Source organism: Pontibacter toksunensis, from assembly GCF_042686245.1.
Lineage (GTDB): Bacteria > Bacteroidota > Bacteroidia > Cytophagales > Hymenobacteraceae > Pontibacter > Pontibacter toksunensis.
Genome location: NZ_JBHUOX010000009.1, coordinates 74,577 through 90,197, shown reverse-complemented (window position 1 = coordinate 90,197; position 15,621 = coordinate 74,577). Strand labels below are relative to the sequence as shown.

Below are 15,621 nucleotides of genomic sequence, written 5' to 3'. Positions count from 1 at the left end.
TTCAACCGGAATCGAGTGTTTACAACAGGCACAGACGGTTTGTAACCTTGCACACTGCCTGTTGCACTTTTATCGGGGAGGATCCATAGAACATCTGTTATGATAAGCAACAGCATAATTCAAGCTTGCTCTGCAGGCGGTCCTGGTGATATTAATTAGCGTTATGCGGCTTTAGATATAGTGAGTACTCATCTTCAAAATTTTATAAATCAGAAGAGGCTCCTCGTACTAAACACGAGGAGCCTCTTCTGTTTATCTACCAGCTGTCGTTTTACAAAGCGCTTTTTGCTTCCTTGGTAAGTAACCCTGGGTACAGCACACCGTCCGGGGCCTTGAAAGGTAAACCAAGCAGTTCCGCTACGACAGGCGCTATGTCCTCCAATCCCATCACAGGCAACACAACGCCTTTGCTGAACCCTGCCCCTGCTCCGATGAAACCCGTCTGTATTTCATCAAAATCAGGAAAGAAACCATGCGTTCCTCCTTTTGCAGGCCTGAGCGGCTCCCCGTCCACAGCACTGCTCATGGCCACTCCTTTTACAGGAGCCAGGGCCAGAACTGCCGCCGGATCCGCTCCAATCTTGTCCAGTTCAGCCCGTTCCACTACCCTAAAAAGCTTCTTCTGGGATTCCGGCAAGCTTTCCAGCGTGGCTCTCACCTCGCTCAGGGTTCGCTTGTCGCCCTTGTTCTTCAGCATTAAAAATGCTGCGGCCCCAGACGTGTGGAACTTAGCCTTCCAGTCAGCCCCGTCAGTGCCGGCTAGCCCTCTACCGGAAAGCCACACATTGGGAGCCATACTGGTGTGTATGTCCACGAAGCCGTGGTCTCCGGTAATGATGATAGCCGTGCTGTCTTTGATGCCCGCTTTCTCAATGGCCTCTAGTATATTCCCAATGGCCCGGTCCGCTGTGGCGACCGCTGCGCTGACGTGCTCTCCATAGCGCCCCTCGCCGTGGGCAGCATGGTCCACGCAGTAAAGGTGCAGCGTCAACAGGTTCGGCTTGTGTTTTTTGATCAGGTAAGCGGCCATTCTGCTGCCGTTTTCGTCGGTGCTCATGTAGTCACTGTTCAGGTCATCAGGCGTTAGCTTGCCAGTGGCATTCAGCTCTATTTCCTCAAACAACCCGGCAGGAGTGGCTTGCTGCCGGATTGGCGCCAGCCGATCCACCTTCTTATCCAGCGACCACACTTCAGGAATGTTATAATCAATGGGCGCGCCAGCCGAGACAGGCCAGGCAACCGAGGCAGACTTCAGGCCCGCCTCATGCACCGCATCCCACAGTGTTTCTGTTTTGATAAGATTCTCTTCCCAGTACCAGCGCCCTGTCTGCCCTTCGGGCTCGAAGGGAGAATTATAGTAAATGCCGTGCTTCGCTGGCATGGCCCCTGTAATGATAGTGGTGTGAGACGGGTAGGTAACGCTGGGGAATACACCCCTCACGCCATCCGCATACACCCCACTAGCCGCCAGCTTTTTTAAGTTTGGCGTGGCCCAAGAAGGATCCTTATAAAACTCCGGTCGAAACCCGTCTATACTAATGATGACAACGTGCTTCGCTGCCTGTCCAAAGCAATTGAAAAAACAAACGGCACTCAATAAAGCTGTTATGGCAAATCGCTGCATATGATGTTGGGTTAGATAACAGTAAAAAGGGCATGGGAGCTGTATTGGCTCCCATACCTTTTCGTTTTAAATTTTTCAGATTAGAATGAATATTTGGCTCCTACCTGTATCTGGTACGGGGTGCCGTTCTGCTGCGTCACGCCCACGTTTTCATTCACGCGGTAGGTATACTGCTGCTTTTCCTGGTCAAAGCCTGTCACAAACAAGAGGTTCTGGTTTCGGAGGTTATAGTTTACTCCCCAGTCTTTGTTCAGCAGGTTGGCGAGATTGAACACGTCCACACTCATGGTCAGCCCATGGTCTTCAAAGGTTTTGAAGGTCTTTGCCAGGCGCACGTCGAAAGTTCCTGAAAAAGGGTTGCTTCCGCCGTTGCGGTCTGCTATACCGCCCAGGCTCTCCCGGATATATTCTATAGCCCTGTTATCCGGGTTTGCCAGCACCTTCTCCATTGAGATTTTTACCGACTCGGGTGTGTTCGGGTCAGACGGGTCAAAGACGAAGGCTAAATCATTGTCAGTGCCGGGACCACCCACAAAGTCACCATTGATGTCCGCGTCCACCAGCAGCGAGTACCTTGCCCCGCCGAGCCCTGTAAATGCACCGCTGAGCACGAACCCTTTCAGGCTCGGGCTGGAGCCAAACACCACTACCTTATGGCGGAAATGGTTGTCGGAGTAGTACATCTCGCTCAGGTCACGGGGGTCAGACTTAACAGGCCTGAAGGTAGAGGTGTTAGCCACGTTTCCGTTGTAGGACGTGTTGTCCCTGGAGTCGTTCCAGGTATAGCTCAGGTTCAGGTAACCGTCTCTCAGGTAACGGATATCAGCATCCACAATCACAGCTGCCTGGCGAAGCTCGGCCCCATTCGTGAACTCCAGCGTACGTCCCACGGCCTGTGTTTTCCTTCCCAGCACGTTGTCCGTTATACCCTTCTGTGTGATGGTGCCGGCCGGCACAAAAACCCCGCGGTTGTCTTCGTTGGCCAGGCGGAAATAAGGTTCCTCCACCAGGTTCCGGTCCAGGTACACATAGTTGTTCCAGGTTTTGGAGTAAAGCAGGTTGACGCCCAGACGCAGCCAGTCACCGATAATCTTGTTGTAGTTCAGGTTAGCTTTAAAGACAGAGGGCATCTGCAGCTCGGCGTCATTCAGGTTGATGGTGGACACCGTCGGCGCCCCGGGGATGAGCCCCGGCACAGTGCCCGGGTCCTGGCGGTAGGCAGGGAAATCAGGTCTTGGCACCAGGTTCACGCCACTTGCAGGACGTGTCACGTCCACGGCGGCCACCATGGTGCCGCTGTTCTGGATGTTGTTCACCTGCGCATAGGTGATGGGGTTGGCTGAGAACATACCGGCCCCGAACTTCAGCACATCGGTTCTCCTGCCCGCCACATCCCATGTCAGCTGCAGCCGCGGCTGGATGTTATTCCAGTCTGTCGGGTTGTTGTCTGTGCGCAGTCCCAGCGCCTCCTCCACCACCGGGTTATACTCCCCCGCCTCCAGGTAACTCGTCACGTCCCAGCGAAGCCCCAGAGTCGCCTCCACGTTCGGCAGCGGCTCGTACTGCACCTGACCAAAAAGGGAGCCGTTCAGCACCCACTGCTGCACCGACGGCACACCCTGCAGTGGCACCTCGCGGGCATAACGGGATGGGTTCAGGTTAGCAAAGTCCTCCAGGGTGTTAAAAATGAAGCGGCCGTTCTGCTCGTTGGAAATGTACGTGTCCAGATAGGTCAGGGTGTTGTCGGTACCGAATGTGAAGTTATACCTCCCCCTGGTCAGGTAGGTGGTGTTCACCAACTGAACCTGGTCTTCCAGGTTGTCTTCCGGCAGGAAACGCTGCCCCCCCAACTGCACCTGCGTATTACCCAGCGTGCCGTTCGGCAGCTGCGAGCGCACGGTAACAATGGCCCGCGGGATGTTAGAGGAAGGCAGTTCCTTGTTCGGTACATAGTTTCGGGTAGCCCGCTGGTACTGCACCTTCAGCTCGTTGAGCAGCGTCGGCCTGAACTGCGTCCTCAGGGAGAGCAGCGTGCTGTTTTCCCTGGACTTGAAATCGCCGTGAACTTCAAAGAGGTTGATGGGCGAGTTATCGCTGACGCTGTAGGGGTTGTTCCAGTCGCTGTAGTTGTTGCGGAGCGTCAGCTGGTTCCGCTCGTTGATCTGCCAGTCGAGCCTGGCAAAGAAGGTGTTAGCCAGCGTTTTCCTCTCAAACTCCCCCACCTGCGGGTTGTTGCTCAAGCCATACTTCTCGCGCCCTATCGTTATCAGTGTATCCAGGGCTCCTCTGCTGATGCGCAGGGCATTTTCATCTGCGGCCTCCCGGATATCAGCGATAAAAAAGGGCATGGTCTCGTTCTGGCGGTCAAGGGCTGTGAAGAAGTGCAGCTTGTCTTTGATGATGGGGCCGCCCAGGCTAAAGCCGTACTGGTTTGTGGTGAAATTCTGCTCCCGCTTGTTTCCCCGGATGTCGTAGGGGCTGGAGAGGAAGTCAGAGCGGTAGTAGTCAAACACAGAACCGGTTAAGGTGTTTGTGCCTGACTTCGTTACGGCGCTGATGGTACCACCACCTTGCCTGCCATAAGTCACGTCGTACACGTTTGTCACTACCTCAAACTCCCGGATGGCCTCCATGGACAACCCGTAGGGTCCCCTTGCCAGGTCGCCTGAGGTCAGGTTGTTCCGGGCGCTCACCCCATCTATCAGGTAATTGGTGGAGGAGGCGCGCTGTCCGCTGATGTTGCCGCCGTTCACTGTCGGAGCCAGGGAGGCTAGGTTGGTGAAGTCACGGTCCATGGTCGGGAGCTTCTCAATATCCTGCGCCCTAATGAATGTGCTTGCCCCGGCACGCTCTATGCGGCTGCTGAGCGAGTTGGTGGTCACCACGACTTCCTCCAGGTCCGTGGCAGCCTGCCGCATAACGAAGTCAACTATCAATTGGTCACCGAGATTTAGCGCAAAGTTGTTCTGTACCTGAGTGGCATGCCCGATATAGGTTGCTTTCACTTCATAGGGCTTGCCGAGCGGCAGCTGCTTAAAGGAGTAGCTGCCTTCACTATTTGACAGTGTGGCGGCCTGAAACCCCGTGGACTCATTGCGTACCAATACAGTTACGCCCGGTAATCCGGCACCTTGTTCGTCTGTTACCTTTCCTATAACGGAAGCGCCGGTTACCTGCGCCCAGGCATCCTGCCCTGCGGAAAACAACACCAGGAAAGCAAGGCTAAAGAGCGAGTAGTAAAATTGCTTTGTCATGTAATTATAGAAGTATGGTTACAGGGCAAAGCTACTCCCGCCATGTTACGGCTGCGGAACGCCAGTATTACGTCTTCATGAAGAAACGCTTCCTGTGTTTACCGCACGGTTAAGCACAGGAAGCCAAGGCCACCGGAGGCTGCGAAGGGCAACATCAAAAGAGGCTGCCTCTTGTGGAGACAGCCTCTTTCCTGCTGACGATATTGTGTGTATGCTCTATTTTGCCAGTTCTATTCTCTCCGTGTGAAAGGAAGCCCCGTCCTCGCCTTTCAGCTCCACTTCAACGGCAAGTGTATTTCCTTTCTCATGAAAAGTGAAAAGCCCGAAATGCTTTTGGTTCACCAGCGGCCCCACCCTATAGGGATTGTACTCGCTGGTGTTGTTGGTGGAGGAGTGCGTCAAGCCGCTGGAGGTAATCTCGTAAACAGGATAGTTCAGCCCCTCCACTTCCGTTTTGGAAAACTCACCGATATGCCGGTCCCCGCTGATGAGCATGACGCCTTTCGCCTGCGTTCCCGCGAGCAGCTCAAACAGGCGCTTGCGGGCTGCCGGGAAATTAGCCCATTTCTCATAGGGGTGCTGATCGGGGATAAACTGGATGCCGGAACCAATGATGTGCGCGTCTGCCTTGCTATCTTTCAGTTGCTTCTCCAGCCACTTCCACTGCGCTTCCCCTAAAATATCTCCCTGTCTGTTCCGGATATAGGCTTTTGCACTGTCCTTCTGCAAAGCATCCTGGTGGTACCGGATATCCAGCAATATCACTTTCACCGTTTTATTCTTCAGCTTGTAGTCGTAGGCAGCATATATGCCTTCTTGCTTTCTGCGGGGGCTGTTGGCCGGTTCTTTGAAAAAGTCTAGTGCGAGTTGCTGGCTTTCTTTTTTGTGGGGGTACTCCTTGCCGGCATCATTACGCCCGTAATCATGGTCATCCCAGGTGCCGATAATAGGTACCTGGGCAACCAGCTTTTTGTAGCCTTCCTGATTTGCCTGCGTCTCATACTTGGCCTTCAGCACCGCCATGTCGTCTGAGTCCCCGTAGATGTTGTCCCCGAGCCATATCCATACATCAGGTTGCTCCCTGGCAATCACATTCCACATGGGTTGCGGCAGGTTTTGCCTGTTGCACGAGCCAAAGGCCATGACGAACTCCTCCTGTGTCTGCGCAACAGCTGTCCCCAGAGAGAGCACCAACACGAAACTGAAAAAATATTTTACCATCTTATTTGTCTTCTGTCTTTTAAGGCAAATATCACCACCTAAGGTGAAGTGGGTGTTAAGCCACTGTGACTTTTATGTAATTTTTCATGTGCAGGAACTATTAGAGACATAATAGGCCTACAGCAGGATATAGTACATATTGGCAGTTAATGCGTAGGATGCTTTAAATACGCTGATTATGCACACCCCTACTTCAAGCTTTAAATTGAATGTAGTTCCCAAAAAGTGGACGTCTTGGAACAGATGTTATGACAAGGCCACAAAGAAGCCTCATACATAACGCATGGGGCTTTCTATTTCTATTCAGAAGCATATTGAAATAACAGCCCCTTGAACTTTACTACCTGATCGACATATAGTACCAAATGTATTAGAGAACAAAGAGGCCAGTCTATAGCTTCACCGGCTTTAAAGAACGACTTCATGATAGTCTCTTACTCACAAGCCATCAGAGAGAATACCATTTACTGTATTGTTCCTTCTACTTCAACTCTGAATGAAGCTTTTTGGCAGAAGCGGAAATTACCACCCCTTTTATCCCCTTAAACCTCTTTTCGCTCCCGCATTGAACGCTGCGCAGGTGTTTACCATTATGACTGAGTAAGTCGAGCCCTTTGAACTCATAAAAGTTTATAGTAGATAGTTTGGACCTAGCCGGAATAAACACTATAAACATACTAAGATTAAAGTATATTTTTAAACTACATATAATAAAAGGCGTATATAAACATATTACTAACTATGTAACCTATGACCCGTTCACTAATGTTCTGCCTGCTGTTCGTATCATCGTTGGTGAAATTCATAAAGCGTGACTCAGAGCAAAAAACTGAAGATAAGAAAACGCATTGACCCACCTGATGCATGATAATAGCAACGCAGATAAATGAAAAAGCCACCCGATGAGGAGTGGCTTTTTCATTTATCATTGACTTATCTCCTACTCAGGAGACAATGTATGTCTCTGGCGGCTTTTCCCTTGATTAAAAACATTCTTCCACCAACACCTACCGTTATCTCCGAGTCTTCTTCTGTGCTCTTCTCCAGAAAAGCGATGTAATTAATATCGTCCAAATCAAAAGGGTAGATATTTCTTTTTCCCTTTCTGATGACTGTAAGCGTGGCAGGTTTTGTCATTGCTCTAGTTATAGGTTACAGTATATTAACGATAATAAATATATAAAGTTTAATATATTTATTGCTGCTAGAAAACTGCTGCCTGCACCCCCTGTAACTTTTCTACTCATACCTAATCAGGCCTCAACCACACCAATGTATCAAACCAAATTACCTAAAGCTTCATACATAAGCCTTTTATATGTGTTGGCACGAAGTGAAAGAATTTTCAGTCTTTGGGTTGAGCGCCTGGGGGTAGGGGCCTCTCGGCCCAGAGAGCACAAACTTCTGCAACGCAACTGTAGGCTTGTTGCCACTGAAGAAGCTTTGCTACGGCAGCTTAGACTGGAAAATGTTATTACTCCAAAGAAATATACTTTATCCCATTTGGAATAAAGCCTCTACACGCTCCTGTTCCCACTCCTGCCCTACCTACATTTCATATAGCTTGAACCACCCAGAGACGTAAACGGAAAGACAGTTTTTACCAGGAAGTGGTGTCTGTTGATGCACTTGAGGCTAAACTATACGCCCGAGCCCTAAAGTTGCGAAAGAGGTGATGAAGCAGATTTTGTAAGATTTGCTGAAAGCCCATATCAGCTGGCACCACAGAGCTAACCACGTTCTGCGTTGGGAGCAATGCTATTGTGTCAGGAAGATGATTTGCCAGATGCCGGGTTCTAATATTTCAAACTCCATATAGCTTTCTACGATGCCTAAACCAATGGAAGCAGGAACGCTGAAGCGGATAGAGCCTTTGTAAGGGAACTGCACATTTCTGAACCCGGTGAACAGGCCATTCTCTTCTGTGCCGCTTGAGCCGGAGATGATGAGGTTATCTGGGTTATGACCTCCAACAGAGCTGAAGCGGAACTCTACCTGCGGGTTTTCAGACTCTCCCACTTTCACGAACCGCACCCGCTGCACGTTCACTTTATGAAGTATCCGGAAGTTGCGCCGCTTTTCTTTTCCTGCCCTGGCCGAGGCTACATTCGTTTTAGCACCTTCCTGCAATGCCGCATTTGTGCGCCTCATAAATCCCCTGTAGCCAAGCACATAAGAGGCAGATGCCTGAAGCAAGACGTTCTTCTGCCAGTTCTGCTGGTCGATGATTTCACGGAAGCCCTGGTTATAGCGCAAACCAATGCCAACGCCAAAATCAGTCTGGTAACCAAGCCCGATTACAAACCCTAAATCCACTGGCTCGACAATATTTTTCAGATTATGCTCCGTTTCAATCCTGTTCACAACACCATTGTTCTCGGTTGTGTGGGTGTCTCTGCGGCGGCCATCTAGCAGGTAAGAGAACTGTGGCCCAGTCTCCAGATAGTACCTGCGCCCCTGCAGCCTTACCAGCACCGGGAAATCGAAGTAATTCAGCCTGGCATCCTGTTCATATCGGATGGTGTCGCGATTAACGACCTTGTTGCCCGCATACTGCTTCACAAAGGTGAAGCCCCTGGGGGAGTAGATAACCTCAGTTTGCAGGCTTAGTTTGTCGCCAACACTAGTGTTGATGAAAATGCCACCATGCAAGCTCTTCACCCAGTTGTAATTTGAGCCTGTAGTCCCAATCCCATTCACCCTGCTGTAGTTAGCACCTCCACGAACTCCGACAAAAGTCTGTGCCTGCGCTATTCCAAAACTCTGCAGCAGGCAGAACAACATCAAGGCATTTTTCATAGCATGGTCCAGGTAAGTGTCTGAAGATAAGACCACTGTAGCGTATTGTCAGAAAAACAACAAGTACTCTTTATATATTTAAACACGTATAGCAGAAAGGAGAGGCAAGCGAAGCCACAGGAAAATAGTAAAGGCATTTGTTATACTTGCCAGTTATAACAGCTAGGTCGCGTACACCTGCTTTGCCATACCCAGGAGTAACCTAACAGTGTCTGGAATATACTTTTTTCTGTTTAACCGTTCATTTCAGCTGCCCTTTTATGTAGGCTTCGATACAACTTTATCCAGGTAAGAAAGTATACATTAATGTATCACTATATTCCACAAGCACCACATGGATTACCAGCCAATAGAGAACTACGGGGTCATCGGGGACCTTAACACGGTGGCCTTAGTGGGTCTGAATGGCTCCATCGACTTCATGTGCTTCCCTGACTTTGACTCTCCTACCATTTTTGCCTCCATGCTCGACAAAAACAAAGGGGGCAGTTTTTCTATACATCCCACAGAGGATGGTTTGAAAAACAAGCAGCTTTACCTCCCAGACACCAACGTATTGCTCACCAGGTTTTTATCTGACAGGGGTATTGGAGAAGTGACCGATTTTATGCCTGTGGAGGAGTTATACCAGGGCAAGGAACTCATCAGGAGGGTAACCTGTGTACATGGCGACCTGGACTTTACCATGTACTGCGGCCCGCGCTTCGACTATGCCCGCTCGCCGCATGTAACAGAACAGCTGAATGCGAATGAAATCATCTTCATCAGTGAGGGCCCTGACGGCACCATCATCAGGCTGAAAAGTTCTGTTCCGATACATATGGAGGACGGAGATGCTATAGCAACTTTTTGCCTGAAGACCGGAGAAAAAGCAGATTTTGTACTTGAGTTTATTGACCACAGCACCCCACCCGCTATTGGCCTGGATGAGTTTGTTACAAAGACCCTGTACGACACCATCAACTACTGGAAAGGCTGGGTAGCACAATCCAGCTATACCGGGCGCTGGCTTGAAGTCGTGAACCGGTCTGCGCTTGTACTAAAGCTCCTCACCTCCCACAGGTTCGGCTCTATTGTGGCGGCTCCTACCTTTGGCTTGCCGGAGGGGATTGGCGGCGTGCGCAACTGGGACTACCGCTATACCTGGATAAGGGATGCCTCGTTCACGGTGTATGCACTGCTCAGGCTGGGGCACACAAAAGAAGCCAAGGCATTTGTAGATTGGGTAGACAAGCAGTGCGATGACATTGGCGATGCCGGTTACCTGAGGCTGATGTACACCCTGGATGGCAAGATAGACCTGAAGGAAACAGAGCTAGACCACCTGGAAGGCTATATGGGCTCAAAACCAGTTCGCATTGGGAATGGGGCCTATGATCAGATACAACTTGACATTTATGGAGAACTGCTGGATTCAGTTTACCTGTATGACAAATACGTAGACCGTATCTCTTTTGGCCTTTGGAACGACCTGAGGAAGCAAGTGGAATGGGTTTGCGATAACTGGCACCTGGAAGATGAGGGTATCTGGGAGGTGCGCGGTGGCAGAAAGCACTTCCTCTACTCCCGTCTGATGTGCTGGGTAGCCATTGACCGTGCTATGAAAATAGCTGCCAACCACTCCTACCCGCTTCCGCCGAGGTGGCAGGAAGAGCGGGATAAGATTTTTTTCTCCATACACGATGAGTTTTGGGATGATCGGCTGCAGTCTTTTGTACAGTACAAAGGAGCCGAAACTGTGGATGCCTCCATCCTGCTGATGCCCATTATCAGGTTTATCGGCCCCAAAGATCCGCGCTGGCTTTCGACCCTGAAGCGCATAGAAGATGAGCTGGTATCTGACGCACTTGTATTCCGCTACCGCATTGATGAGGACCTAGAAGGCCTATCCGGGGGCGAAGGCACGTTCTCGATGTGCACGTTCTGGTATGTGGAGTGCCTGGCAAAATCCGGGCAGGTAGACAAAGCGCGGCTCTACTTCGAAAAGATGCTGGGTTATGCGAACCACCTGGGGCTGTACGCAGAGCAACTGGGCCTGAAGGGAGAGCACTTGGGAAACTTCCCACAAGCCTTTACCCACCTCGGCCTCATAAGCGCAGCCCTCAGCATCAACGACATGCTCAACGACAACCAGAACAATAGTAAGTTCTAGAGAATAAGTTCCCCTAAATGGGTAAGTGAAAAATCACAACAAAAGAGGGTCATAAGAAGAGATTCATCATATGGCACAGAGAGTTCTGAAGCATTTCCTGAGGAAATACATCAAAAATCAGCACCCTTACTTCCATGAAGAAGCTCAAAATTGGCTCGGAGGAAAAGTGATTTTAGTTTTCATGTGAAGCGCCTTATTGATGTTCCAGTGCCGTACGGAGCGAGGCAGCCCGAGTAGCGCGAGTAGAGGACCCATACCCCGGCAGGTTCAACTATACAGCGCTGAACAGGAAAACGCGTCCCCGCGGGAGTGGAGCGCACCAAGCTATAGAAAGCTGGATAATCCACCACTACGACAGCTTCGACAAAAGTTACTCTAATAAAATCCACAAAACAATTTGCTCACAGAAACCTTATCTCTGCAGATACATATATAACACCTCATACACCATCTCCCGATGAAACCAGGATTGTCAATCATTTCTTTAGCGCTTATCTTCCTTTCCCTTTCCTGCAACAACAGCGGGCGCGAAGAGCAGGACAACCCGGAGGAGACTACCATCGCAAACGAGACAGAAGCTGCGCCACTTCCCAAAGACGTCATATACGCTTCCAAGCCGCTCATCAGCGGAATCCTCTACGCCCGTCCCAGCTTCGGCGGCACCATCATCGCACATTTCGATACTTCTCAGCAATTGCATATCATCGATACCACCGACAATGTTTTCGTTAAGGTCCGTTTGCTGCAGGATACCTCTACACACACAGGGTATATTTCTAAGATAATACTTCCGGAAAAGAAGTAAGCAGTATCTATTACTGCTCGCACTCCTGCACAACAAAAAAGCAGCCCCTTCTACAGAGACTGCTGCCTTAGAAATACAGAATAAATATAATTACTTCACCACTACCCGCCGCACAGTGCTATAGCCATCTGCTTCCAGTTTCACATAGTAAAGCCCTTTGGCAAATCGATTCAAGTCAACTGTTTTCTGGAACTGGGCATCGCCGCTTGTCAACGTTTCGTGAAAGATTTCGTTACCGATAACGTTCATGATCCGGAGTTCTACTTTTCGGGTGTCTAAGTTTCTGAGCGATATAGTAAAGATACCTGTACTCGGGTTAGGGTAGATGGCCACTTTTTCATCGCCCGATTCCAGATTAAGTGGATTCTCTTTCTCTGCCTGCTGTGCCTGAACCTGGACAGGGGTCCGGGTCTGAGCCTGCACCATAAGCACGGTCATGCAAGTGAAGAGAGAAAGTATAAGTTGCTTCATAAACGTTATATGCTAAATATATATCCAATATAAACAAAAGTTGTTCCACTTATTTAAAACGCAAGCAACACTAATTTGTTCTTGTATTATACACTAAATAAACACATCATTCACTAAGTTTTAGCTCTTTATTTTAGGATTAAATTCATACTTATAAAAACAGCACTTTGAAGGAGGATGTAGTTATAATAGGCGGTGGCTTGGCCGGATTAGCCAGTGCGCTGAGTTTGGCTAAGGCTGGGCTGCAGGTTACGCTGGTCGAGAAAAAGGCTTACCCCTTCCACAGGGTGTGCGGAGAGTACGTCTCAAACGAAGTACTGCCCTACCTGCGCATGCTGGGTGTGCAGCTCAGTTCCCTGGGCCCTGCCCGTATCAGCCGTTTTATGCTTTCCTCCCCCACTGGCAAAACACTAGAGTCGAAACTGGATTTGGGCGGATTCGGCCTCAGCCGGTTTACGCTGGATAATTACCTTTACCAACTGGCACAGGAACAGGAAGCAACGTTCAGGCTGCAGCAAACGGTGCAGGAGGTTGCTTTTGCCGACGATGCTTTTACCTTAACTTTATCTGGCGGAGAAAGCCTGCACGCCAGGGTGGTGCTTGGCTCGTATGGGAAACGCTCCAACCTCGACCGCCAATTGAACCGCCGTTTTTTCCGGGCACGCTCCCCCTACCTCGGAGTGAAGTACCACCTCCGCCACGACTTTCCTAAAGACCTGATTGCGCTGCACAATTTTAAAGATGGCTATGCCGGCATCTCCGCCATAGAAGATGACCGCTACTGCTTCTGCTACCTGACAACACGCCAGAACCTGAAGCAACACGGCAGCATCTCCGCGATGGAGCAGGAAGTGCTGCAGCGCAACCCGCACCTGCGTCGGATTTTTGAGGAAGCAGAGTTCCTGTACGAGCAGCCAGAGGTCATCAATGAAATCTCCTTTGCCACCAAAACCCCTGTTGAGAACCACATGCTCATGTGCGGCGACGCAGCAGGCATGATTACGCCACTGTGCGGCAACGGCATGGCCATGGCCATTCACTCCGGTAAGATTGCGGCTGAGCAGGTGATAAAGTATTTCAATAACGGCCACAACCGGCAGCAACTGGAGGCAGACTACAGCCATATCTGGAAACAGCGATTTGCAAAGCGCCTGGCTGTGGGGCGCACCGTGCAGCAGCTTTTCGGAAGTCCTGTGTTGTCAGAAGTAGCCGTGGGCCTTCTAAAGCAGGCGCCTTCAGCCACTCGGTACATTATGCGCCAAACGCACGGGCAACCTTTTTAGCACCGCGTTTTACTGTACTTACATCTTATTTTCAACTGCTTGCGTAGTTACTACCACTACTCGTTAACGATTAGCTGTGCCTGAGCTCCAGACACGGCGCCATAACTATCCCACGGGTTTTCTGTTCAGTATTTAGCCACTCTCGAGGCGCAGCTAACGATTAACAGTAAACGAACGAAAAAGCGAATGAAGAGCTACATATGCGCCATAGGTACCGCTAACCCGCCCAACAAGATTCCGCAGATGCAGATTGCGGATTTTATGGCGACAGCGCTGCAGTTTGATGATCAAAACACCCGAAAGTTAAAGGCCCTTTACCGCGTGTCGGGCATTGGGCAGCGCTACAGCGTGCTGGAAGATTACAACCGGCAGAACGGCAACTTCACTTTTTACCCGAATACTCCAACCCTGGAGCCTTTCCCGACGGTGCAGCAGCGCATGACCGAATACCGCAAGCATGCCGTCGATTTATCAGAGGAGGCTATCCGCAACTGCCTGAAAAATACAACAGCGGCTTCCCTGGCAGACATTACCCACCTGATCACAGTCAGCTGCACCGGCATGTATGCCCCGGGCCTGGACATAGAACTGGTAGAGCGGTTGGAGCTGTCGTCGTGTGTGCAGCGCACTGCTGTAAACTTTATGGGCTGCTACGCCGCTTTTAATGCCATCAAACTGGCCGATGCTATTTGCAAGGCAGATCCACTGGCTAAAGTGATTCTAGTCTGCACCGAGCTGTGCACCATTCATTTCCAGAAACATGCCCAGCAGGACCACCTGGTGTCGAACGCTTTGTTTGGGGATGGTGCCGCAGCCGTGCTCATGCAGGGCCAGCCGAACGGGGAAGTAAGCCTGGAGCTGCAGTCTTTCCACTGCGATATAGCCCCGGCGGGCAAGCGCGAAATGGCATGGCACATCGGGGACACCGGCTTTGAAATGACGCTGTCCTCCTATGTGCCCGACCTCATAAAGAAAGGAATAAAGGAACTGACGGAAAGGCTGTTGCAGGGCCTGAAAACAACCGTATCAGAAATAAAGCTGTTTGCCATTCACCCGGGTGGCAGGCGCATACTGGAGGTAATTGAGCAGGAACTGGGCATGACGCGCGACGATAACCGCTTTGCCTACCAGGTACTGCGTGATTTCGGAAACATGTCGTCGGCCACCGTACTGTTTGTGCTGAAGGCGCTGATGGACGACCTGACCACAAGAGAGCAGGACGAGCCGGTGCTGAGCTTTGCCTTTGGGCCGGGCCTTACCCTGGAGTCCATGTTACTCAAAGTACACTACGCAGATGCTAAAGCAGCGATCTAACGAACCGGAGCTGATGGATGACCTGGCGCTGTCGGGGGAGGATTTGCGCCGGAACCTGGATGAGCTGGAGGTCATCAACCATTGGCTGGGAGGCCACAAAGTAGTACTGGATGCACTGGACAAGCTGGTGGTAGAGCACAAAAGCAAGCCTCTACGCATAGCAGATATAGGCTGCGGCGGCGGAGACACTCTCAAGAACATAGCCCGCTGGGCCAGGCGCAAAAAGATATCAGTAGAACTTACAGGTGTAGACGCCAATGGTTTTATGGTGCAGTATGCCCGCCAGCGCTGCTCAGATTTCAAAGAAATACAGGTTGTACAGCACAACGTCTTCTCAGAAGTATTTGCACAGCAACCATATGATGTTATAGTCTGCAGCCTCTTCTGCCATCATTTTACCGATGCACAACTGGTTCAGTTGTTCCGGCAGTTCTACCAGCAGGCACAGCTGGGCGTTATCATCAACGACCTGCACCGCCACTGGTTCGCATACTATTCCATTAAATACATCACAACTGCCTTTTCAGGCTCTTACCTCGTAAAGAACGATGCGCCACTCTCCGTATGGCGGGCCTTTAAGCGCGGCGAACTACGAAAACTGGTAGAACAGGCAGGAGTCACCAATTACAAACTGCGGTGGATGTGGGCCTTCAGGTGGCAGCTTATTTTGCAGAAGAATTAATTTTTTACTGTATACA

Annotated in this window: 11 protein-coding genes; 5 read left to right on the top strand and 6 right to left on the bottom strand. The window is 50.5% G+C overall.

Translation table 11 applies throughout. The features are described 5' to 3' along the window. Positions 1–271: 271 nt before the first annotated feature. The 5 genes from ACFS7Z_RS13405 to ACFS7Z_RS13385 all read right to left on the bottom strand — a co-directional run bounded on the left by ACFS7Z_RS13405 (position 272) and on the right by ACFS7Z_RS13385 (position 8,898). Positions 272–1,624, bottom strand: a complete 1,353-nt coding sequence (locus tag ACFS7Z_RS13405) for an alkaline phosphatase family protein (protein WP_377485323.1) — start codon at positions 1,622–1,624, stop codon at positions 272–274. Between the two features lie 80 nt (positions 1,625–1,704). Beyond that, positions 1,705–4,878 (bottom strand): TonB-dependent receptor, encoded by a 3,174-nt coding sequence (locus tag ACFS7Z_RS13400; protein WP_377485321.1) that lies wholly within the window; start codon positions 4,876–4,878, stop codon positions 1,705–1,707. 216 nt (positions 4,879–5,094) lie between these two features. Further along, on the bottom strand, positions 5,095–6,099 hold the full coding sequence (locus ACFS7Z_RS13395; RefSeq protein ID WP_377485319.1) for an alkaline phosphatase D family protein: 1,005 nt from the start codon (positions 6,097–6,099) through the stop codon (positions 5,095–5,097). 933 nt (positions 6,100–7,032) lie between these two features. Further along, complete coding sequence (locus ACFS7Z_RS13390; protein ID WP_377485317.1) at positions 7,033–7,236, bottom strand: hypothetical protein; 204 nt, start codon at positions 7,234–7,236, stop codon at positions 7,033–7,035. Positions 7,237–7,857: 621 nt separating this feature from the next. Further along, entirely contained in the window at positions 7,858–8,898 is a 1,041-nt protein-coding gene (locus ACFS7Z_RS13385) for a porin family protein (RefSeq protein WP_377485315.1), read from the bottom strand. Positions 8,899–9,232: 334 nt separating this feature from the next. Between ACFS7Z_RS13385 and ACFS7Z_RS13380 the strand changes: the two genes are divergently transcribed. Further along, positions 9,233–11,050 carry a glycoside hydrolase family 15 protein gene (locus ACFS7Z_RS13380; RefSeq protein ID WP_377485313.1) on the top strand — a complete coding sequence of 606 codons (1,818 nt, stop codon included), beginning with the start codon at positions 9,233–9,235 and terminating at the stop codon, positions 11,048–11,050. A gap of 457 nt (positions 11,051–11,507) precedes the next feature. Next, entirely contained in the window at positions 11,508–11,855 is a 348-nt protein-coding gene (locus ACFS7Z_RS13375) for an SH3 domain-containing protein (RefSeq protein WP_377485311.1), read from the top strand. 90 nt (positions 11,856–11,945) lie between these two features. Here ACFS7Z_RS13375 and ACFS7Z_RS13370 read toward each other — a convergent pair whose 3' ends face one another. Beyond that, positions 11,946–12,326, bottom strand: coding sequence for a T9SS type A sorting domain-containing protein (locus ACFS7Z_RS13370; RefSeq protein WP_377485309.1), 381 nt, complete (start codon positions 12,324–12,326; stop codon positions 11,946–11,948). A gap of 167 nt (positions 12,327–12,493) precedes the next feature. On the opposite strand from ACFS7Z_RS13370, the gene ACFS7Z_RS13365 reads away from it, so the two are divergent. From ACFS7Z_RS13365 to ACFS7Z_RS13355, 3 genes are all read left to right on the top strand, one after another. Then, positions 12,494–13,609, top strand: a complete 1,116-nt coding sequence (locus ACFS7Z_RS13365) for an NAD(P)/FAD-dependent oxidoreductase (RefSeq protein WP_377485307.1) — start codon at positions 12,494–12,496, stop codon at positions 13,607–13,609. 159 nt (positions 13,610–13,768) lie between these two features. Beyond that, on the top strand, positions 13,769–14,923 hold the full coding sequence (locus ACFS7Z_RS13360; protein WP_377485591.1) for a type III polyketide synthase: 1,155 nt from the start codon (positions 13,769–13,771) through the stop codon (positions 14,921–14,923). Then, entirely contained in the window at positions 14,904–15,605 is a 702-nt protein-coding gene (locus ACFS7Z_RS13355; RefSeq protein ID WP_377485305.1) for a methyltransferase domain-containing protein, read from the top strand. Before ACFS7Z_RS13360 ends, ACFS7Z_RS13355 begins: the two co-directional genes overlap by 20 nt. The last annotated feature ends 16 nt before the right edge of the window (positions 15,606–15,621 follow it).

What these genes read in the sequence shown, in the direction of transcription:
- ACFS7Z_RS13405 (WP_377485323.1), bottom strand. Translation starts at nt 1,624, where the DNA reads ATGCAGCGATTTGCCATAACAGCTTTATTGAGTGCCGTTTGTTTTTTC.
- ACFS7Z_RS13400 (WP_377485321.1), bottom strand. Translation starts at nt 4,878, where the DNA reads ATGACAAAGCAATTTTACTACTCGCTCTTTAGCCTTGCTTTCCTGGTG.
- ACFS7Z_RS13395 (WP_377485319.1), bottom strand. Translation starts at nt 6,099, where the DNA reads ATGGTAAAATATTTTTTCAGTTTCGTGTTGGTGCTCTCTCTGGGGACA.
- ACFS7Z_RS13390 (WP_377485317.1), bottom strand. Translation starts at nt 7,236, where the DNA reads ATGACAAAACCTGCCACGCTTACAGTCATCAGAAAGGGAAAAAGAAAT.
- ACFS7Z_RS13385 (WP_377485315.1), bottom strand. Translation starts at nt 8,898, where the DNA reads ATGAAAAATGCCTTGATGTTGTTCTGCCTGCTGCAGAGTTTTGGAATA.
- ACFS7Z_RS13380 (WP_377485313.1), top strand. Translation starts at nt 9,233, where the DNA reads ATGGATTACCAGCCAATAGAGAACTACGGGGTCATCGGGGACCTTAAC.
- ACFS7Z_RS13375 (WP_377485311.1), top strand. Translation starts at nt 11,508, where the DNA reads ATGAAACCAGGATTGTCAATCATTTCTTTAGCGCTTATCTTCCTTTCC.
- ACFS7Z_RS13370 (WP_377485309.1), bottom strand. Translation starts at nt 12,326, where the DNA reads ATGAAGCAACTTATACTTTCTCTCTTCACTTGCATGACCGTGCTTATG.
- ACFS7Z_RS13355 (WP_377485305.1), top strand. Translation starts at nt 14,904, where the DNA reads ATGCTAAAGCAGCGATCTAACGAACCGGAGCTGATGGATGACCTGGCG.